The sequence below is a fragment of the Pseudomonas sp. RIT411 genome (assembly GCF_003057735.2).
Classification (GTDB): domain Bacteria; phylum Pseudomonadota; class Gammaproteobacteria; order Pseudomonadales; family Pseudomonadaceae; genus Chryseomonas; species Chryseomonas oryzihabitans.
Map to the genome: position 1 here is coordinate 238,183 of NZ_QBIZ02000007.1, position 19,395 is coordinate 257,577.

Genomic DNA, 19,395 nt, shown 5'->3' on the forward strand with positions numbered 1-19,395 from the left:
CAGAGACCGTCCAGAAGGTATCGGCAGTCTGACTGCGCGATATCGAGCAACGTTATCGACTTATCCAATTGGCAAGGGTTCATAACTTTATCGATGAACTTCCGCTTCGCTAGAACCAATATCCTCATTCAACTTCAGAACAACGTCTGCTCGATGAATTGGCATAACTAACGCTTCGCTCGAAAATAATTAAAGCGAAGCGTTAGTTGCACTCGAGTCTGCACGAAACAGTTATTTCGAATTAATGGCTACAGGCTTGGTGAGGACGGTTGCATGTTGATGATCACGGGCGGCGCAGGCTACATAGGTTCCCATACGACGCTGGAGCTGCTCCGTGCGGGCCACGAAGTGGTGATACTGGACAACCTGGTCAACAGCCGGGTGGAGGCCGTGCAGCGCCTTACCACGCTCGCCGGGCGGGCGCCTGTCTTCGTGCGCGGGGACGTCCGGGATCGCGCCCTCCTGGATCGGCTGTTTCAGGAGCTGCCGATCACCGGGGTCCTGCATTTCGCCGGACTCAAGGCGGTCGGCGAGAGCGTGCAGCACCCCCTGCGCTATTTCGACAACAACGTCGGCGGCACCCTGGTGCTCTGCCAGGCCATGGCCGCCGCCGGGGTGCACCAGCTGGTCTTCAGCTCTTCTGCCACCGTCTACGGTCACTGCATTCCACCCATCAGCGAAAGCTGCCCGACTGCCGAGCCGACCAACCCTTATGGCCAGTCGAAACTCATGGCCGAGCAGGTGCTGCGCGGGCTGGCCGGGGCCGATCCGCGCTGGTCCATCGCCGTGCTGCGCTACTTCAATCCCATCGGCGCCCATCCCTCCGGGCTGATCGGCGAAGATCCCCAGGGCACGCCCAACAACCTGGTGCCCTATCTGCTGCAGGTGGCCAATGGTCGCCGGCCCTGGCTGGATGTCTACGGCGACAACTACCCGACGCCGGACGGCACCGGCGTGCGCGACTACATCCATGTCCAGGACCTGGCCCGCGGTCATCTGTCGGCGCTCAACGCCCTGGCCGAGCGCCCCGGGGTTTCGACCTGGAATCTGGGCACCGGACGCGGACATTCGGTCAAGGAGGTGGTGGCGACCCTGGAACAGCAACTGGGCCGCGACATCCCCTGTCACTTCGCCCCGCGACGCGCGGGCGACGTGGCCCAGTGCTGGGCCGATCCGGAAAAGGCCTGGCAGGAGCTCGGCTGGCGCGCCGAACGCAGCCTCGCCACCATGCTGGAAGATGCCTGGCGCTGGCAGTCGCTCAATCCCCATGGCTATCGCCAGACGGCCAAGGCGGCTATCGCCGTGGAAGAAGTTCTCGAAAAAGAACAACGTGCGAGCGAACCCGCCACGCGTTCCGCTTGAACCTGGAAATTATTCTGGCCGATATATAAGGCTTCGCTTAAACCAAACGAAGCCTTATTTTTTCAGTTATTGCCTTGGCACTAGCTTAAAGCAGTTTTTAAACGAAGCGATAAATATGGGTACGTCTTTATTACCGCTTCGTTATACCTAACAACGCCTGCAGTTATTGGCAGAAGGAGTGAAGATCAGACCCTTGCGGGCCTGATCCCTGGCGCTAGCGGACGCCTTGCGCCTCGAGGATCTGCAGGAAGGCATCCTCGTCCAGCACCTTGACCCCCAGCTCGTTCGCCTTGGTCAGCTTGGAACCCGCCCCTGGCCCTGCGACCACCACGGCGGTCTTGGCCGACACCGACCCCGACACCTTGGCGCCCAGGGCTTCCAGGCGCTCCTTGGCCTCGTCGCGACTCATGGCCTCCAGGGTTCCGGTAAGCACCCAGGTCTGGCCGGCGAACGGCAAACCCTGCACCGCCTGCCGGGTACTTTCCCAATGCATGCCGAAGGCCTTGAGCTGCGCCTCGATGGCCAGCGCCTGGGCGACGTGGTCCGCGTCGGCGAAGTACTCGCGCAGCCCCTGCTTGGCTCGCTCGTTGAGGCCGGACAGGGTCTTGAAGGTCAGCCAGTCCTGCGAGCCTTCGATCAGGGCCGCCAGGCTGGGAAAGGCCGCGGCCAGCGTCTTGGCGCCGGTCTTGCCCAAGTAGGGAATGTGCAACTGGTCGAGGAAGTCGGCGAAAGCGGCGTAACCGGAAAATTCGGCATGCACCTCCCCCTCGTCGGCCAGCTCGATGCCGTTGGCCAGCAGCGCCTCCAGCACGTCGCGGTTGTGCGCGGACTGGAAGAAGTTGTGAATCTCGAAGGCCACCTCGGGCCCGATGTCCGGCAGATAGACCAGCACCTCCGGCAGGGCCTCGCGGATTCGCTGCAGACTGCCCAGGGCGCGTGCCAGGCGCTTGGCGGTCTCCTCCCCCACCTCGGGGATGCCCAGGGCGAAGATGAAGCGCGCCAGCGCTGGCCGGCGGCTGGCCTCGATGGCGGCCAGCAGATTGCGACTGGACACCTCGGCGAAGCCTTCCAGCTCGACCACCTGCTCGTAGGTCAGGGTGTAGAGATCCGCCGGCGACTTCACCAGCGCGCGATCCACCAGTTGCTCGACGATACGATCGCCCAGGCCGTCGATGTCCATGGCCCGCCGCGAGGCGAAATGGATGATCGCCTGCTTGAGTTGCGCCTGGCAGGCCAGCCGGCCGACGCAGCGATAGACCGCGCCCTCGCTCACCGACTCCTTGCCCTTGCCGCGCTTGATCAGCTGGGTACGCTCCACCGCCGACCCGCACACCGGACAGTGGGTGGGGATCTCCACCGGGCGCGCATTCGCCGGCCGCCGTTCCGGCACCACCTGCATGATCTGCGGAATGACGTCCCCGGCGCGACGCACGATGACGCTGTCGCCGATCATCACGCCCAGCCGGGCGATCTCGTCCATGTTGTGCAGGGTGGCATTGGTCACGGTGACGCCGGCCACCTGTACCGGCTTGAGGCGGGCTACCGGGGTGATGGCACCGGTGCGCCCCACCTGGAATTCGACGTTGAGCAATTCGGTCAGCTCTTCGCGCGCCGGAAACTTGTGCGCCAGGGCCCAGCGCGGCTCGCGGGCGCGGAAACCCAGCTCGCCCTGCCAGTCCAGGCGGTTGACCTTGTAGACCACGCCGTCGATTTCGTAGGCCAGGGTATCGCGGCGCTGGCCGATGTCCTGGTAGTAGGCGCGGCAGCCTTCCGCGCCCTGTACCTTGCGCAACTCGCGACTGATGGGAATGCCCCAGTCACGCAGCCGCTGCAGGATGTCGTACTGGGTCTCCGGCAGTGTCCCGCCCTCGACCCGCCCGAAACCGTAGCAGCAGAACTCCAGCGGCCGCTGGGCGGTGATCCGCGAATCCAGCTGACGCAGGCTGCCAGCTGCGGCGTTGCGCGGATTGGCGAAGGTCTTGCCGCCGCTCTCCATGGCCCGGGCATTGAGCGCCTCGAAGCCGGCGCGGGACATGAACACTTCGCCGCGCACCTCCAGCACCGTCGGCCAGCCCTCGCCCTGCAGGCGCAGCGGGATGTTGCGGATGGTGCGCACATTGGCGGTGATGTCCTCCCCGGTGGTGCCGTCGCCGCGGGTGGCGCCGCGGGTCAGCACCCCTGCCTCGTACAGCAGGCTGACCGCCAGGCCATCGAGCTTGGGCTCGCAGGTGTACTCGACACCGGAATCCGGCCCGGCGAAGTCGGTCTCGCCGAACTCCTCGCGCAGGCGTTTGCCGACGCTGCGGTCGAAGTCCTGCAGATTCTCGTCGGCGAAGGCATTGCCCAGGCTGAGCATGGGCACCTCGTGGCGGATGGTGCCAAAGGCGGCCAGGGCCGAGCCGCTGACCCTCTGGGTGGGCGAGTCGGGCGTCACCAGTTCGGGATGGTCGGCCTCCAGCGTCTTGAGTTCGCCGAACAGCCGGTCGTACTCGGCATCGGGCACGCTCGGCTCGTCCAGCACATAGTAGCGGTAGTTGTGGGCGTCGATCTCGCTGCGCAGGGCGGCGATGCGGGTGACAGCATCTTGGGCGTCGGTCATGGCGGTCTCTCACTGTCGCCACCCCAGGGGGTGGCCCTGACGGCACCAGCGGCGCCGCGGCAAAACTTACAAACAAAAAGAGCAGCCGAGGCTGCTCTTGGTTCGCTCCGGCGCGATCAACGCTTGAGCATCAGACTCTTGCGTTCGAAGTCGACGATGCGCTGGCGGTAGTGTTCGATGGTCTGGGCGGTCATCACGCTGCGCTGCTCGTCCTTCAGCTCGCCATTGAGCTCCGAGGACAGCTTGCGCGCCGCGGCGACCATCAGGTCGAAGGCCTGCTTGGGATGACGCGGACCGGGCAGACCCAGGAAGAAGCTCACCGCCGGGGTGTGGAAGTCGTCGATGGCATCCAGGTCGAAGGTGCCCGGACGCACGGCGTTGGCCATGGAGAACAGCACCTCGCCATTGCCCGACATGCTCTCGTGGCGATGGAAGATGTCCATGTCACCGAATCGCAGCCCGCTTTCGAGGATGTTCTGCAGCAGTGCCGGACCAGAGAAGCCCTTTTCGTCGCGGGAGATGACATTGATCACCAGCACCTCGTCCACCGGCGCCATGGCAGCCTGACTGCTGCCGCTGCCGACGGGCTCGCTGACCGGCTCGCGCTCGGGCGCCTTGCTGCTCAGCGGCTTTTCCTTGCGCGGCTTGTCGCGACCCCGAGTTGCCACCTCGTCGGAATCGACGGCCAGGCCGGCCAGACCTTCATCACCCGCGGACAGATCGAAGCTGTCGGCACTGGGTTCTTCACGCCGTTCTTCGCGACGCTTGCGCTGGGTGGAGCGTGGCGGTGTCGGCTCGCCCGGATCGTCCAGCGACGGCTCCTTGGGCTCTACCACCCGCGTCGGACCGACGATTTCCGGATCCTCGTCCTCGTGATCCGGATGATTGCTCAGCGACTGGTCAAGCTTGAACTTGAGCTTGCCCTTGCCGCTCATGCGACGCCAACCATCGAACAGAATACCGGCGATGACGATGACGCCGATGATGATCAGCCACTCGCGCAGACCCATATCCATGAAAAAGACATACCCCTGTGAAAATAATGGACCGACAGCCGTCGGGAAACTTTGGAAAGTCGACGCTTGCGAGGTCTTTCCAAAACCTCCGAAACCTACGCCAAGTCAGTGTTCTTCTTAGCTTTTTCCACTTACCGCTAGCGCGGCCATAAGCTAGCACGACTGCTGCCAACTTTACACCGCCAAGCCACGAGGCTGTGGGGTACTAGGCATCGACCATGGCCACGGCCTCTTCCACATCCACCGCCACCAGCCGCGAACAGCCCGGTTCGTGCATGGTCACACCCAGCAACTGATCGGCCATCTCCATGGCGATCTTGTTGTGCGTGATGTAAATGAATTGCACCTTCTCCGACATGCTCTTGACCAGGCGGGCATAACGGCCGACGTTGGCATCATCGAGAGGAGCATCCACTTCATCGAGCATGCAGAACGGCGCCGGATTCAACTGGAAGATGGCAAATACCAGCGCCAGTGCCGTCAGGGCCTTTTCGCCGCCCGACAGCAAATGGATGGTGCTGTTCTTCTTACCCGGCGGGCGCGCCATGATCGCAACCCCGGTATCGAGTAAATCTTCTCCAGTAAGTTCCAGGTAGGCGCTGCCGCCACCGAAAACTTTTGGGAACAGCGCCTGCAGGCCGTGATTGATCTGGTCGAAGGTGTCCTTGAAGCGATTGCGGGTTTCCCGATCGATCTTGCGGATGACGCTTTCCAGCGTCTCCAGCGCCTCCACCAGATCGGCGTTCTGGGCATCCAGATAGGTCTTGCGCTCGGCCTGCTGCTGATATTCGTCGATGGCCGCCAGGTTGATCGGTCCTAGTCGCGCGATCCGCGCCGCGACCGCTTCCAGCTGCTCTTCCCAGGCGACTTCGCTGGCCTCGGCGGGCAGGGTCGCGATCACCGTCGGCAGGTCGTAGCCATCGGCCGCCAGCTGCTCGGCGAAGCCGCTGCGCCGCGTCGCCAGCCCCTGCCATTCCAGGCGATGCTGCTCCAGCTGACCGCGCAGCAGGGTCCCCTGCTGCTCCGCCTGCAGACGCCGCCGCTCGAAATCGCGCAATTCCCGATCGGCGTCTTCCAGGGCCAGGCGCGCCGTGCGCATCTCCTCGTCCACCTGCAGGCGCCGCTCCAGCAACTCCTCCAGACGCAGCCGCACCTCGTCGAGGGGCTCGCCGCCCTCTTCCAGGTTGAGCGAGAGCTGCTCGCAGCGCTCGCCGAGGCGCGCGGTCTGCAATTCCAGTCGTTCCAGGGCCTGGAGGGTCGACTGGCGCTGGGCTCTCAGGGTGGTCAGCCGCACCGTCAGCTGATGGAGTTGTTCCTGGGCCTGGCGCTGACGCTGCCGCGCCGAATCCACCGCCTGGCGATGCCGGTCGCGCTGCTCCTGCAGCTGCGCGCGCTGCTCGGTATCCACCGCCATGGCATCGAGAGCGTCCTGCAGCCGCAACCGGCATTCGCCCAACTCTTCCTGCTCACGCGCCACCTGCTGCTCGACATCCCTGAGCTCCGCCTCCAGTTGCCGGCGACGAATGCTCAACTGCTCGGCCCGCGCCTGCTGCGCGGACAGCTGGGCGCGGGATTCGGCAAGGCGCAGCTGCTCCTGCTGCTGGCGCCGCCGCGCCTCTTCGCGTTCGCTTTCCAACCGCTGCTGGACAGCGCGACGGTCCTCCAGTCGCTCTTCCTGCATGGCGAGCGCCTCGCCGAGTTCCAGGCGGCGTGCCTGCAATTCCTCCAGTTCACGCCCACGCGCCAGCACACTGCCCTCGGCCGCCTGGGCGCGGCGCACGCGCAAGAAGTGCCGGGAAAGCCAGTAGCCTTCCGGGGTGATGAGACTCTGACCCGGTGCGAGGGCCGCCCGGCGCGCCAGGGCTTCGTCGTAGCTGTGGGCGATCAGCACCTGACCCAGCCAGGGTGACAGGTCGCGCGGGGCCTGCACCTGCTCGAGCAGGCTGCCCGCGGCGACCGGCACCGCGCCGGGCAGTGCCAGATTCAGGGCGCCACTGGCGAAGCTGTCGAGACGCAGGGCCTCCAGATCATCCAGACAAACCGCCTGCAGGTCGCTGTCGAGGACGGTTTCCACCGCCAGCTCCCAGCCGGGAGTGACCTGGACCTCGTCCGCCAGCTGCGGCGCCGCGGCGAGCCCCTCGGCTTCGAGCCACTGAGCCGCGCCGGTATCGGGGGCCAGCGCCGCCTGCTGCAAGGCCTCCAGCGAGGCGATGCGGCCTTCCAGCCGCTGCAATTCGCCCTGACGCTGACTCTGCTCATTGGCCAGTCCCAGCAATTCTTCCCGCAGTCGCTGCAAGCCCTCGGCGACCTGCAATTCCTGCTCGGCCAGGCCTTCCAGCAGCAATTCGTCTTCGGCGATCTGCTCTTCCAGCATGACCAGCCGCTCGGAGGGACCATCCTCGCCCAGCAGGGTGCGCTCGTCGCGCAGCCGGCGCTGCCGCTCCATGCCGCGCTCCAGGCTCTGCTCCAGGGAGCGAATGCGCGCCTGCTGCACATCGGCCTCCCGTTGCGGCTCGACGCTGGCGGCGCTGAGCGCTTCCCAGCGTTGCTGCCAGTCCGCCAGCGCCAGTTCCGCCTCTTCCAGCGCGGCGCTGCCCTCCTCGCCCAGCTCCCGAGCCGCCTCTTCTTCCGGTTCGAGCATCGCCAGCTCTTCTTCGAAGGTGGCGAGCAGCACCCGGTCGTGCTCCAGGTGGGACTCGGCTTCGCTGCGGGCCTGTTCGGCTTCGCGCAGATCGTCCTGCAACTGGCGCTGACGCTGCTGACCATGCTGGATGGTCTGCTCCAGGCGGGCGATGTCACCCCCCAGGGAGTAGAAGCGCCCCTGCACCAGGTTGAAGGCTTCGCTCAGCTCATGATGACCGTCGCGCAGCCGCTCGATGCCGGCGTCCGCCTGGCGCTGCTCCGCGGTCAGGGCTTCGAGAGCCGTTTCCTGGTCGCGGATCACCTTTTCGCGCTGCTCGACACGGCCATCCAGCTCGCGCCAGCGCACCGCCTGCAATTGCGCCTTGAGCTGCCGCTCCTCCTGCTTGAACGCCTGGAAGCGTTCGGCCGATTGCGCCTGGCGGTGCAGCCGTTCCAGCTGGCGCTCCAGCTCTTCGCGCAGGTCGGTCAGGCGGGCGAGATTCTCCTGGGTGCGGCGAATGCGATTCTCGGTCTCGCGCCGCCGCTCCTTGTACTTGGAGATGCCGGCGGCTTCCTCGATGTAGTGCCGCAGGTCCTCCGGGCGCGCCTCGATCAGCTTGGAGATCATTCCCTGCTCGATGATCGAATAGCTGCGCGGCCCCAGGCCGGTGCCGAGGAAGATGTCGGTGATGTCGCGCCGGCGGCACTTGGTGCCGTTGAGGAAATAGGTGTTCTGACCTTCGCGGGTCACCCGCCGGCGGATGGAGATTTCCGCATAGCTGGCGTATTCGCCCACCAGGGTGTGGTCGGAGTTGTCGAAGATCAGTTCGATGGAGGCCTGGGACACCGGCTTGCGGCTGTTGGAGCCGTTGAAGATGACGTCGGTCATCGACTCGCCGCGCAGATTCTTGGCCGAGCTCTCGCCCATCACCCAGCGCACGGCGTCGATGATGTTCGACTTGCCGCAACCGTTGGGGCCGACCACCGCTGCCATGTTGCTCGGGAAATTCACCGTCGTCGGATCGACGAAGGATTTGAATCCCGCCAGCTTGATCGACCTCAACCGCATATCAGGAGCCCTTGTTCACCGCGCCGTGCCCAACCGCAGGCGAAAGGGCGAAAGTCTACCATTGGCGGCCCGCCTGCCGTTGCCGCGCATGAGCTTATTTCCGGGCGTTCTGCACGCCACCGGGGCGACAGGCTATAGTCCTGCACCCCCACTCGCAGGATGCCACCATGAAGATCCTTCGCTTCACCCTGCTCGCCGCCGCCCTGGCGGCCAGCGCCAAGGTCCTGGCCGCGCCGCCGCTGCTCAACGTCTCCTACGACGTCATGCGCGACTTCTACAAGGACTACAACCCGGCCTTCCAGGCGCACTGGAAAGCCGAGCACGGCGACACCCCAGTGATCCAGATGTCCCATGGCGGCTCCAGCAAGCAGGCGCGTGCGGTCATCGACGGCCTGCAGGCCGATGTCATCACCATGAACCAGGCCACCGACATCCAGGCCCTGGCCGATCGCGGCCTGGTGCCCAAGGACTGGGAAACCCGCCTGCCCGATCGCAGCGCGCCCTTCACCTCGGCCACGGTGCTCATCGTCCGCCAGGGCAACCCCAAGGGCATCCATGACTGGTCCGATCTGCTCAAGGACGGCGTCCAGGTGATCGTGCCCAATCCCAAGACCTCCGGGAACGGTCGCTACACTTACCTCTCCGCCTGGACCTATGCGCTGCGTCAACCGGGCGGGGACGAGCAGAAGGCCCGCACCTTCGTCGCCGACCTGTTCAAGCACGTGCCCATCCTGGACACCGGCGGTCGCGCCGCCACCACCACCTTCATGAAGAACCAGCAGGGCGATGTCCTGGTGACCTTCGAGAACGAAGCCGAGATGATCGCCCGGGAATTCGGTCGCGGCGGCTTCGAGGTGGTCTATCCGAGCATCTCGGTGCAGGCCGAGCCGCCGGTGAGCGTGGTCGACAGCGTCGTCGACAAGAAGGGCACCCGCGCCGAGGCCGAGGAATACCTCAAGTATCTCTGGTCCGACCAGGGCCAGAAGATCGCCGCGGACAACTTCCTGCGCCCGCGCAACGCCCAGATCCTGGCACAGTACGCCGATCGCTTTCCCAAGCTGGAACTGATCGATGCGCAGAAGGAATTCGGCCCCTGGAGCGGCATCCAGAAGACCCACTTCGCCGATGGCGGGGTCTTCGACCAGATCTATACGCCCCAGTGACAGGCTCGCGCCCGGCCAGGTGCCGGGCGTCCGGCGGGCATGAATGACGCGCACACAAAAACACCGCCCGGAGGCGGTGTCTTTGTTTATTTGGAGCGGGAAACGAGACTCGAACTCGCGACCCCGACCTTGGCAAGGTCGTGCTCTACCAACTGAGCTATTCCCGCAATGTGGCGTCCCCTAGGGGACTCGAACCCCTGTTACCGCCGTGAAAGGGCGGTGTCCTAGGCCACTAGACGAAGGGGACGAAACCTCTTTCCGCAAGGTCTTTCACCTTGCATCCCACTGTCATGAAACCGTGAGATTGTGTTTGGAGCGGGAAACGAGACTCGAACTCGCGACCCCGACCTTGGCAAGGTCGTGCTCTACCAACTGAGCTATTCCCGCAATATGGCGTCCCCTAGGGGACTCGAACCCCTGTTACCGCCGTGAAAGGGCGGTGTCCTAGGCCACTAGACGAAGGGGACGAAACCTCTTTCCGCAAGGCCTTTCACCTTGCATCCGCCTGCCCTGAGGCAACCGGACTGTATGTGGAGCGGGAAACGAGACTCGAACTCGCGACCCCGACCTTGGCAAGGTCGTGCTCTACCAACTGAGCTATTCCCGCAATTTTTGGCGTCCCCTAGGGGACTCGAACCCCTGTTACCGCCGTGAAAGGGCGGTGTCCTAGGCCACTAGACGAAGGGGACCAGGTAGAATCCCTGAGGACTCCGGCCTACCACTCGGCTGACGCTTGCCGCCGTTGGGAGTGCGCGCATTCTAGGGAGCCTTACCCTGGGCGTCAATAGCTGATTAAATACTTTTCAAATCAACGACTTCGCTCGTACGACAAACGGCGGGCAAGCACCATGGAGAAGGTCATGTCCTCAACGATGATTGCAGCGGTAGTGGGGCTTGGCATCCTCCTGTTGATCATGATCGCCTTCGTCAACCAGAAGCTCGAAGCGGGACGCCTGGAAAAGCAGCGCCTGGTCGCCGACCTCACCGACCGCATCAAGCGCTGTGCCCAACTGGGCGGCAGCCTGCCCGGGCAGCTGATGACCCCGGCGCTCAAGCAGCTGTTCCATCGCATCGAACTGGGGCTGATCGCGCGCCTCGCCGCCCTGCAGGCCCCTTCCGCCAGTCTCACCGCGCGCAAGACCGAACTGGAAGAAGCCCTGGCCAAGGGCGATGACATCGAAGTCGCCAACGCGGCCCGGCCGGTGCATACCGAGGCGCGGGTCAAGGAAGTCCGCGGCTACATGGAGATGCTCCATGCACTCGTCGCCCATGCCAACCAGATCGGCATTCTCGACGGCCAGGAGGCGCAGCGCTGGGTCGGCGAGATGCGCTATCTGCTCACGGCGACCTATGTGGAGTTCTTCCGCTACCAGGCCGAACAGCAGATCAAGAGCGAGCACTACATCCAGGCGCGTCAGTCCTACGAGCGGGCGATCATGCAGATTCGCAAGCAGCAGCAGCCCGAGCGCTATACCGAGTTGCTGGCCCATCTGGAAGAGCAGATCGCCCAGGTGAAACGCCAGCAGAGCGAACTGGCCGAGCAGGCCAGCAGCAGCGCCAACGAGCTGTCGGACAGCGTGGATACGCTCAAGGACGACAGCTGGCGCAAGAAGAACGACTACGAGTGAGGGCTTCCCTGCCCTCCCCGTCGATCAGCAATCGGTCGCGGCCAGAAAGGCCTCTACCAGGGCTTCGATACCGGCCTGATCCGCGGCGCTGAAGCGCGCCGGATGCGGACTGTCCAGATCCAGCACGCCGATCAGGCGACCGCCCTGGACCAGCGGCACCACCAGTTCGCTGCGCGACGCGGCGTCACAGGCGATATGCCCGGGAAAGGCATGGACGTCATCGACGCGCTGGGTGCGCCGCTCGCGGGCTGCCGCGCCGCACACGCCCTTGTTGAAGGGAATGCGCATGCAGGCCACCTTGCCTTGGAAGGGGCCGAGCAGCAGCTGGTCCTCGCCCTCGACGAAATAGAAGCCAGCCCAGTTCAGGTCCGGTACTTCCTGATAGATGAAGGCCGACAGCTGGGCGGCATTGGCCACCAGATTGCGCTCGCCGGCCAGCAGGGCTTCGACCTGGGCGGCCAGCATGGCATAGCCCTCGAGTCCGGCCCCTACGCCCGTCAGTTCTACGGTCATGCTTTCTCCAAGAGTTTGAGCCCGACCCACTGCCGGGCGAATTGATAGGCGCAGCGGCCGTTGCGGTTGCCGCGACCGGACGCCCAGCGGATGGCCTCGCGATCCGCTTCTTCCGACCACTCCAGCTGCAGACCGGACTTGCCGGCCAGGGCCGCGCACCAGTGCCGCACCACGGCCAGGTAGTGATCCTGGGTAAAGGGATAGAAGGACAACCAGAGGCCGAAACGATCCGACAGGGCGATCTTGTCTTCGGCCGCTTCGCTGGGGTGCAGTTCGCCGTCGACGTGCTCCCAGTTGGCATTGTCGCTCTGCCGCTCGGCCACCAGGTGGCGGCGGTTGGAGGTGGCATAGAGCACCACGTTGTCCGGCGCCTGCTCCAGGGAACCGTCCAGCACGCTCTTGAGCACCCGGTAGTCGTCGCTGCCGGAATCGAAGGAGAGGTCATCGCAGAACACCACGAAGCGCTGCGGTTGACCGGCGAGTTGCTCAACGGCGCGCGGCAGATCGGCGAGATCGTCGCGTTCGATTTCGATCAGCCGCAGACCCTCGCCGGCATATTCCGCCAGCAGCGCCCGGATCAGCGATGACTTGCCAGTGCCCCGCGCACCCCACAGCAGCGTGTGGTTGGCCGGCAGTCCGGCCACGAACTGGCGGGTGTTGCGGGCGAGTTGATCGCGCTGGCGATCGATACCCAGCAGATCGGCCAGGCGCAGTTCCAGATTGACCTCGAGCGGCTGCAGATAGCCGCCATGGCCTTCCCGACGCCAGCGCGCCGCATAGCAGTGCTGCCAGTCCAGCGGTTCGCGACGATGGGGCAACAGGGGTTCGAGGCGCTCCAGCACCTGCCGGGCGTGGAGCAGAAAGTCTTCTAGGGAGGCATTCACGGGGATGATCCTTGACGACGAAAAGAGAAAGCGGGTCAGCCGCCCTTCAGGCCAGGCATTATCGTATGACTTTTACCATCCAGACAAAGCCCGGCTGGAGGGCCCCCTAGGAGGCCAGCGCCTGGCGGACATGCTTTTCCAGCTGAGACGGACGGGTGATGGGCGCGAAGCGCTGCACACGCCCCTGCGCCGGCGTGACGAGAAACTTGGTGAAGTTCCAGCGGATCGCGCCACCCAACAGCCCTGGCGCTCTCTTTTTCAGCGCGACGAACAGCGGATGGGCACCGTCACCATTGACGTCGAGCTTGGCCATCACCGGAAAGCTGACGTTGAAGCGGGTCAGGCAGAAGGTCTGGATCTCGGCATTGCTGCCCGGCTCCTGGCCGCCGAACTGATTGCAGGGAAAGACGATCACTCGCAGTCCTTCGGCCAGATAGCGCTGCTGCAGCGCCTCGAGGCCGTCGTACTGGCGAGTGAAGCCACAACGGCTGGCGGTGTTGACCACCAGATAGGCCCGCGCCGGCCAGTCGGCCAGGCAGGCCCGTTGGCCATCGGCGGTCTCGAACGGCAGGCTGAGGAGGTCCCTGATCACGCGGAGGCCCTGGGTTGCAGCTGCAGCGCCACCGAGTTGATGCAGTAGCGCAGGCCGGTCGGCGGCGGACCGTCGGGGAAGACGTGGCCCAGATGGGCGTCGCAGCGGGCGCAGAGCACCTCGACGCGGTGCATGCCGTGGCTGAAGTCTTCCTTTTCCCGCACCGCCTCGCCATCGATGGGTGCGTAATAGCTGGGCCAGCCGCAGCCGGAATCGAACTTGGTGCTGGAGTCGAACAGCGCCAGCTCGCAGCAGGCGCAGTGATAGACGCCGGGCGTCTTGGTGTTGCAGTAGGCACCGGTATAGGGTCTTTCGGTGGCGGCCAGGCGACAGACGCGAAACTGATCGTCGGTCAGGCGCTCACGCCAGTCTTCCGGGCTACGCTGTACTTTTTCCATGATGACCTCTCTGGATGCCGGCGCATCTTTTGTAACAGGCGATGCGGCCGTATGATTCCCGCTCAGTCTGGCATCCGCCCCCGGATGCTGCCAAGCGCCGGTCGGCGTCCGTCCCCGCCGAGTCTTTCTCGCCCTTTTCCAGGATTCATTTCCCCATGCAGGTCTCCAAGTCGAACAAGCTCGCCAATGTCTGCTACGACATCCGCGGCCCGGTCCTCAAGCATGCCAAGCGCCTCGAAGAAGAAGGCCACCGCATCCTGAAGCTCAACATCGGCAATCCGGCGCCCTTCGGCTTCGAGGCGCCCGAGGAGATCCTGCAGGACGTCATCCGCAATCTGCCGACCGCCCAGGGCTACAGCGACTCCAAGGGCCTGTTCAGCGCGCGCAAGGCGGTGATGCAGTATTGCCAGCAGAAGCGCATCGAGGGTGTCGGCATCGAAGACATCTACCTGGGCAATGGCGTCTCCGAGCTGATCGTCATGGCCATGCAGGCGCTGCTCAACAACAACGACGAGGTGCTGATCCCGGCGCCGGACTATCCGCTGTGGACCGCCGCGGTCAGCCTGGCCGGCGGCAAGCCGGTGCACTACCTGTGCGACGAACAGGCCGGCTGGTTCCCCGATCTGGCCGACATGGAAGCCAAGATCACCAGCAACACCAAGGCGCTGGTGCTGATCAATCCGAACAACCCCACCGGTGCGGTCTACTCCAAGGCGGTGCTGGAAGGCATCGTCGAGCTGGCGCGGCGGCACAACCTGGTGCTGTTCTCCGACGAGATCTACGACAAGATCCTCTACGACGAGGCCCAGCACATCTCCACCGCTTCCCTGGCGCCGGACGTGCTGTGCCTGACCTTCAACGGCCTGTCCAAGTCCTATCGCGTCGCCGGCTTCCGGTCGGGCTGGCTGATCGTCTCGGGGCCCAAGCACCGCGCCCACAGCTATATCGAAGGCCTCGACATCCTCGCCAACATGCGCCTGTGCGCCAACGTGCCGGCGCAGCACGCGATCCAGACCGCGCTGGGCGGCTACCAGAGCATCAACGACCTGGTCCTGCCGCCCGGGCGCCTGCTGGAACAGCGCAATCGCACCTGGGAGTTGCTCAACGACATCCCCGGGGTCAGCTGCGTGAAGCCGATGGGCGCGCTCTATGCCTTCCCGCGGATCGATCCCAAGGTCTGCCCCATCCACAACGACGAGAAATTCGTCCTCGACCTGCTGCTGTCGGAAAAGCTGCTGGTGGTCCAGGGCACCGCCTTCAACTGGCCCTGGCCCGACCACTTCCGTGTCGTCACCCTGCCCCGCGTCGATGACCTTGAGCAGGCGATCGGCCGCATCGGCAACTTCCTCGGCGGCTACGCCCAGTAGCGGCAAAGCATTTCCGGGTCTTTCACCGGTTGGCGCCCCCGGCGGCGTCAACCGGCGCTGGCACTCGTGCGCTGGCCGCCGCCAGCCCAATCGGCCGGCAGACGACACAGTTTGCAATAGTGGAAACGTTGAACGGACCGGGACGGAACCTTATATAGCCGGCAGATAAACCTGTGAGGAGCTGTACCCCACCATGATGCGCATTCTGTTGTTTCTGGCTACCAACCTGGCGGTGCTGATCGTTGCCAGCATCACCTTGAAGGTGCTTGGCGTGGATCGCTACACCGGTCAGAACTATGGCAGTCTGCTGGTGTTCTGTGCCGTGTTCGGTTTCGCCGGATCGCTGGTCTCGCTGTTCATCTCCAAGTGGATGGCGAAGATGAGCACCCGTACCGAGGTCATCAGCCAGCCGCGTACCCGCCATGAGCAGTGGCTGCTGCAGACCGTCGAAGAGCTGGCCCGCGAAGCCGGCATCAAGACCCCCGAGGTCGGCATCTTCCCGGCCTACGAGGCCAACGCCTTCGCCACAGGCTGGAACCGCAACGACGCCCTCGTCGCGGTCAGCCAGGGCCTGCTCGAGCGTTTCTCGCCCGAAGAGGTGCGTGCGGTGCTGGCCCACGAGATCGGCCACGTCGCCAACGGCGACATGGTGACCCTGGCGCTGATCCAGGGCGTGGTGAACACCTTCGTAATGTTCTTCGCGCGGATCTTCGGCAACTTCGTCGACAAGGCCATCTTCAAGAACGAGGAAGGCCATGGTATCGCCTACTTCGTGACCACCATCGTCGCCGAACTGGTCCTGGGCATCCTGGCCAGCATCATCGTCATGTGGTTCTCGCGCAAACGCGAATTCCGCGCCGACGAAGCCGGTGCGCGCCTGGCCGGCCCCAATGCCATGATCGGCGCCCTGCAGCGCCTGCGTGCCGAACAGGGTATCCCGGTGCAGATGCCCGACACCCTGAACGCCTTCGGCATCAACGGCTCGCTGAAGAACGGCCTGGCCGGTCTGCTGATGAGCCACCCGCCGCTGGAAGACCGCATCGAAGCCCTGCGCCGCTACGGCCAGCGCTGAGTTCGAGCGATGAAAAAACCCGGCCAAGGCCGGGTTTTTTCATGGGCGGGTCAAGCTGCGGATGGCTTCGCCCAGGCCTTCGCCGGTCAGGGGGAACATGCGCTGCCCCATCAGCTCGCGCAACAGGCCGATGGAGGTGCTGAAATCCCAGCCATCGCGTGGATAGGGATTGAGCCAGGCAGCCCGCGGAAAGTGCTGGCACAGCCGCTGGATCCAGAGCGCGCCGGGCTCTTCGTTCCAGTGTTCGACGCTACCCCCCGGGTGGGTGAGCTCATAGGGCCCCATGCTGGCATCGCCGACGATCACCAGGCGGTAGTCCGCGCCATAGCGGCGCAGAAGCTCACCGGTCGCCAGCCCCTCTTCGTGGCGCCGGGCATTGTCCCGCCAGACGCGTTCGTAGACGCAGTTGTGGAAGTAGTAGTACTCCAAGTGGCGGAACTCCAGGCGGCAGGCGCTGAACAGCTCGCTGCACAGCTGTACATGCAGGTCCATGGAGCCGCCGACATCGAGCAGCAGGAGCACCTTGGTCGCATTGTGCCGCTCTGGGCGATAGCGCACGTCCAGCAACCCGCCCTCGCGCGCCGTGGCCGCGATGGTCTCCTCCAGATCGAATTCCGCCGCCGCGCCCTGGCGAGCGAAGCGCCTGAGCCGGCGCAGGGCCAGTTGCAGGTTGCGGCGATCCAGGGGCGCGCGGTCATCCAGATTGCGGAAGTCGCGCTGCTCCCAGACCTTGGCCGCCCGCCCCTGGCGGGTACCGGCTTCGCCCACGCGCACACCGAAGGGATTGTAGCCACCGCTGCCGAAGGGACTGGTACCGCCCGTGCCGACCCATTTGTTACCGCCGGCGTGCCGCTCGCGCTGTTCGGCGAGACGCTGCCGCAGGGTCTCGAGCAGCTCATCGAGGCCACCCAGGGTCTGCAGCCGCTGGCGATCCTCCTCCGATAGCCGCCGCTGCAGCTCCAGCCGCAGCCAATCCGCGGGAAGCGCCTGCGCATTCGGCGCACGCTCCGACCTGGCCAGCTCGCCGGCATAGACCTGGTCGAAACGGTCGAAGAAGCGCTCGTCCTTGACCAGCACGGCGCGCGCCAGCAGATAAAAGGCCTCGGGATCGGCCACCGCCAGGCCGGCATCCAAGGCAGCGTGCAGATCCAGCAGTTCGCCCAGGGACACCGGGATGCCCGCGGCCCTGAGTCGAGTGAAGAAATCGAGGAACATGCCGCGCTCAGCTCCGCCGCCGGCGCATAAAGGCCTGGCGTTCGAGCAACTGCAGATCCTGTTCGTTCTTTACCAGGGCACCTGCCAGGGGCGGCAGACCGCCCTCGCCGTGCAGCGCCCGCTGCGCCGCCTCATCGCCCAGCAACAGCGCCAGCCAGTCCACCAGCTCCGAGGTGGACGGCTTCTTCTTCAGCCCCGGCACGCTGCGCAGGTCGAGGAAGAGATCCAGCGCCTCCTTGACCAGGCGACCCTGGAGATCGGGATAGTGCACCTGGACGATACGTTCGAGGGTGTCGCGCTCGGGAAAGCGGATGAAGTGAAAGAAGCAGCGGCGCAGAAAGGCGTCCGGCAGTTCCTTTTCGTTGTTGGAGGTGATGATGATGACGGGTCGCCGCTGGGCACGAATGGTCTCGCCGGTCTCGTAGACATGGAACTCCATGCGATCGAGTTCCAGCAGTAGGTCGTTGGGAAACTCGATGTCGGCCTTGTCGATCTCGTCGATCAGCAGCACCACCGGATCCTCGGCGGTGAAGGCGTCCCACAGCTTGCCCGGCTTGATGTAGTTCGCCACCTCCTGCACCCGGGGATCCCCCAGCTGGGAATCGCGCAGGCGACTCACAGCGTCGTACTCATAGAGCCCTTGCTGCGCCTTGGTGGTGGACTTGACGTGCCAGGTGATCAGCCGCGCCCCCTGGCTCTCGGCCACCTGCTCGGCCAGCAGCGTCTTGCCGGTGCCCGGTTCGCCCTTCACCAGCAGCGGACGCCCCAGCTGGATGGCGGCATTGACCGCCAGACTGAGTTCGGCCGTGGCCACATAACGCTCGGTACCCTGAAAGGCCATCACTGATCCTCGGCAGCTGTTTCGCCTGACGATAGCACGCCGCACCTGGGCTGGACGCCATCGGACGCAAGGCCTAGGCTGCGAGTTTTCCGCGCCGTACAGGATCCGCCATGAGCCGCATCTTCGCTGACAACGCCCAATCCATCGGCAACACGCCGCTGGTCTACATCAATCGCCTCGGTCCCAAGGGCGTCACCCTGCTCGCCAAGATCGAGGGACGCAATCCGGGCTATTCGGTCAAATGCCGTATCGGTGCCAACCTGATCTGGGACGCCGAAGCCAAGGGGCTGCTCAAGCCCGGCATGAGTCTGGTGGAGCCCACCTCGGGCAATACCGGCATCGGCCTGGCCTATGTCGCCGCCGCCCGTGGCTATCGCCTGATGCTGACCATGCCGGCCTCCATGAGCCTGGAGCGGCGCAAGGTGCTCAAGGCGCTGGGCGCGGAGCTGGTGCTGACCGAGCCGGCCAAGGGCATGAAGGGCGCGATCGAGAAGGCGCGGGAGATCGCCGAGAGCGAGCCCGATCGCTATTTCATGCCGCAGCAATTCGACAACCCGGCCAACCCGGCCATCCATGAAAAAACCACCGGCCCCGAGATCTGGAACGACACCGATGGCGCCATCGACGTGCTGGTGGCCGGCGTCGGTACCGGCGGTACCCTGACCGGCATCTCCCGCTTCATCAAGAACACCAAGGGCAAGCCGATCCTCTCGGTCGCCGTGGAGCCGGAAACCTCGCCGGTCATCAGCCAGACCCTGGCCGGTGCCGAGGTGAAGCCCAACCCGCACAAAATCCAGGGCATCGGCGCCGGCTTCGTACCCGGCAACCTGGACCTCGCCATGGTCGATCGCGTCGAGCAGGTGAGCGATGAGCAGGCCAAGTTGATGGCCCAGCGCCTGATGCGCGAGGAAGGCATTCTCTGTGGCATCTCCTGCGGCGCCGCCATGGCGGCCGCGGTCCGGCTGGCCGAGACGCCGGAGATGCAGGGCAAGACCATCGTGGTCATCCTGCCGGATTCCGGTGAGCGCTATCTGTCGACGATGCTCTTCGACGG

General features: G+C 64.9%; 15 protein-coding genes and 6 tRNA genes. 6 read left to right on the forward strand and 15 right to left on the reverse strand.

Features of this window, described 5'->3' with window-relative positions:
• Positions 1-273: 273 nt before the first annotated feature.
• The gene (gene galE / locus DBY63_RS13090) at positions 274-1,362 is read left to right on the forward strand and encodes a UDP-glucose 4-epimerase GalE (RefSeq protein ID WP_108581999.1); all 1,089 of its coding nucleotides are present in this window, start codon (positions 274-276) and stop codon (positions 1,360-1,362) included.
• Between the two features lie 214 nt (positions 1,363-1,576).
• Here galE and ligA read toward each other — a convergent pair whose 3' ends face one another.
• The 3 genes from ligA to smc form a co-directional block, all read right to left on the reverse strand.
• Complete coding sequence (ligA, locus tag DBY63_RS13095) at positions 1,577-3,961, reverse strand: NAD-dependent DNA ligase LigA (RefSeq protein ID WP_108581998.1); 2,385 nt, start codon at positions 3,959-3,961, stop codon at positions 1,577-1,579.
• Positions 3,962-4,077: 116 nt separating this feature from the next.
• Positions 4,078-4,977 carry a cell division protein ZipA gene (zipA, locus tag DBY63_RS13100; RefSeq protein ID WP_007162238.1) on the reverse strand — a complete coding sequence of 300 codons (900 nt, stop codon included), beginning with the start codon at positions 4,975-4,977 and terminating at the stop codon, positions 4,078-4,080.
• A gap of 205 nt (positions 4,978-5,182) precedes the next feature.
• Positions 5,183-8,668 (reverse strand): chromosome segregation protein SMC, encoded by a 3,486-nt coding sequence (smc, locus tag DBY63_RS13105; protein WP_108581997.1) that lies wholly within the window; start codon positions 8,666-8,668, stop codon positions 5,183-5,185.
• Between the two features lie 167 nt (positions 8,669-8,835).
• On the opposite strand from smc, the gene DBY63_RS13110 reads away from it, so the two are divergent.
• Positions 8,836-9,831, forward strand: coding sequence for a sulfate ABC transporter substrate-binding protein (locus DBY63_RS13110; RefSeq protein WP_027597712.1), 996 nt, complete (start codon positions 8,836-8,838; stop codon positions 9,829-9,831).
• A 91-nt stretch (positions 9,832-9,922) separates the two neighbouring features.
• On the opposite strand, the gene DBY63_RS13115 is transcribed toward DBY63_RS13110, so the two are convergent.
• The 6 genes from DBY63_RS13115 to DBY63_RS13140 form a co-directional block, all read right to left on the reverse strand.
• Positions 9,923-9,998, reverse strand: a tRNA-Gly gene (locus DBY63_RS13115).
• A 4-nt stretch (positions 9,999-10,002) separates the two neighbouring features.
• Positions 10,003-10,078: transfer RNA gene (locus tag DBY63_RS13120), tRNA-Glu, on the reverse strand.
• 64 nt (positions 10,079-10,142) lie between these two features.
• A tRNA-Gly gene (locus DBY63_RS13125) sits at positions 10,143-10,218 on the reverse strand.
• 4 nt (positions 10,219-10,222) lie between these two features.
• A tRNA-Glu gene (locus DBY63_RS13130) sits at positions 10,223-10,298 on the reverse strand.
• Between the two features lie 64 nt (positions 10,299-10,362).
• Positions 10,363-10,438: transfer RNA gene (locus tag DBY63_RS13135), tRNA-Gly, on the reverse strand.
• A gap of 6 nt (positions 10,439-10,444) precedes the next feature.
• Positions 10,445-10,520: transfer RNA gene (locus DBY63_RS13140), tRNA-Glu, on the reverse strand.
• Positions 10,521-10,691: 171 nt separating this feature from the next.
• Here DBY63_RS13140 and DBY63_RS13145 point away from each other — a divergent pair.
• Positions 10,692-11,459 carry a hypothetical protein gene (locus DBY63_RS13145; protein WP_223855427.1) on the forward strand — a complete coding sequence of 256 codons (768 nt, stop codon included), beginning with the start codon at positions 10,692-10,694 and terminating at the stop codon, positions 11,457-11,459.
• A 24-nt stretch (positions 11,460-11,483) separates the two neighbouring features.
• On the opposite strand, the gene DBY63_RS13150 is transcribed toward DBY63_RS13145, so the two are convergent.
• The 4 genes from DBY63_RS13150 to msrB form a co-directional block, all read right to left on the reverse strand.
• A complete protein-coding gene (locus DBY63_RS13150; protein WP_108581995.1) occupies positions 11,484-11,972 on the reverse strand; it encodes a GAF domain-containing protein in 489 nt (162 codons plus the stop codon).
• A complete protein-coding gene (locus tag DBY63_RS13155; protein ID WP_007162233.1) occupies positions 11,969-12,856 on the reverse strand; it encodes an ATP-binding protein in 888 nt (295 codons plus the stop codon). The genes DBY63_RS13150 and DBY63_RS13155 overlap by 4 nt, the downstream gene beginning before the upstream one ends.
• A 106-nt stretch (positions 12,857-12,962) precedes the next feature.
• A complete protein-coding gene (locus DBY63_RS13160; protein ID WP_027601225.1) occupies positions 12,963-13,448 on the reverse strand; it encodes a glutathione peroxidase in 486 nt (161 codons plus the stop codon).
• Positions 13,445-13,846: a peptide-methionine (R)-S-oxide reductase MsrB gene (msrB, locus tag DBY63_RS13165; protein ID WP_007162231.1), complete on the reverse strand. Its 402-nt coding sequence runs from the start codon at positions 13,844-13,846 to the stop codon at positions 13,445-13,447. Before msrB ends, DBY63_RS13160 begins: the two co-directional genes overlap by 4 nt.
• A gap of 155 nt (positions 13,847-14,001) precedes the next feature.
• On the opposite strand from msrB, the gene DBY63_RS13170 reads away from it, so the two are divergent.
• Together DBY63_RS13170 and htpX are read left to right on the forward strand one after the other, a co-directional pair.
• Positions 14,002-15,213: a pyridoxal phosphate-dependent aminotransferase gene (locus tag DBY63_RS13170; protein ID WP_027601227.1), complete on the forward strand. Its 1,212-nt coding sequence runs from the start codon at positions 14,002-14,004 to the stop codon at positions 15,211-15,213.
• A gap of 193 nt (positions 15,214-15,406) precedes the next feature.
• Positions 15,407-16,285, forward strand: coding sequence for a protease HtpX (htpX, locus tag DBY63_RS13175; protein WP_007162229.1), 879 nt, complete (start codon positions 15,407-15,409; stop codon positions 16,283-16,285).
• 39 nt (positions 16,286-16,324) lie between these two features.
• Here htpX and DBY63_RS13180 read toward each other — a convergent pair whose 3' ends face one another.
• On the reverse strand, positions 16,325-17,500 hold the full coding sequence (locus DBY63_RS13180) for a VWA domain-containing protein (RefSeq protein WP_108581994.1): 1,176 nt from the start codon (positions 17,498-17,500) through the stop codon (positions 16,325-16,327).
• 7 nt (positions 17,501-17,507) lie between these two features.
• Positions 17,508-18,341 carry a MoxR family ATPase gene (locus DBY63_RS13185; RefSeq protein ID WP_027597705.1) on the reverse strand — a complete coding sequence of 278 codons (834 nt, stop codon included), beginning with the start codon at positions 18,339-18,341 and terminating at the stop codon, positions 17,508-17,510.
• A 110-nt stretch (positions 18,342-18,451) separates the two neighbouring features.
• Between DBY63_RS13185 and cysK the strand changes: the two genes are divergently transcribed.
• The coding region (gene cysK / locus DBY63_RS13190) for a cysteine synthase A (protein ID WP_112298120.1) at positions 18,452-19,395 on the forward strand (944 nt) is incomplete at its 3' end.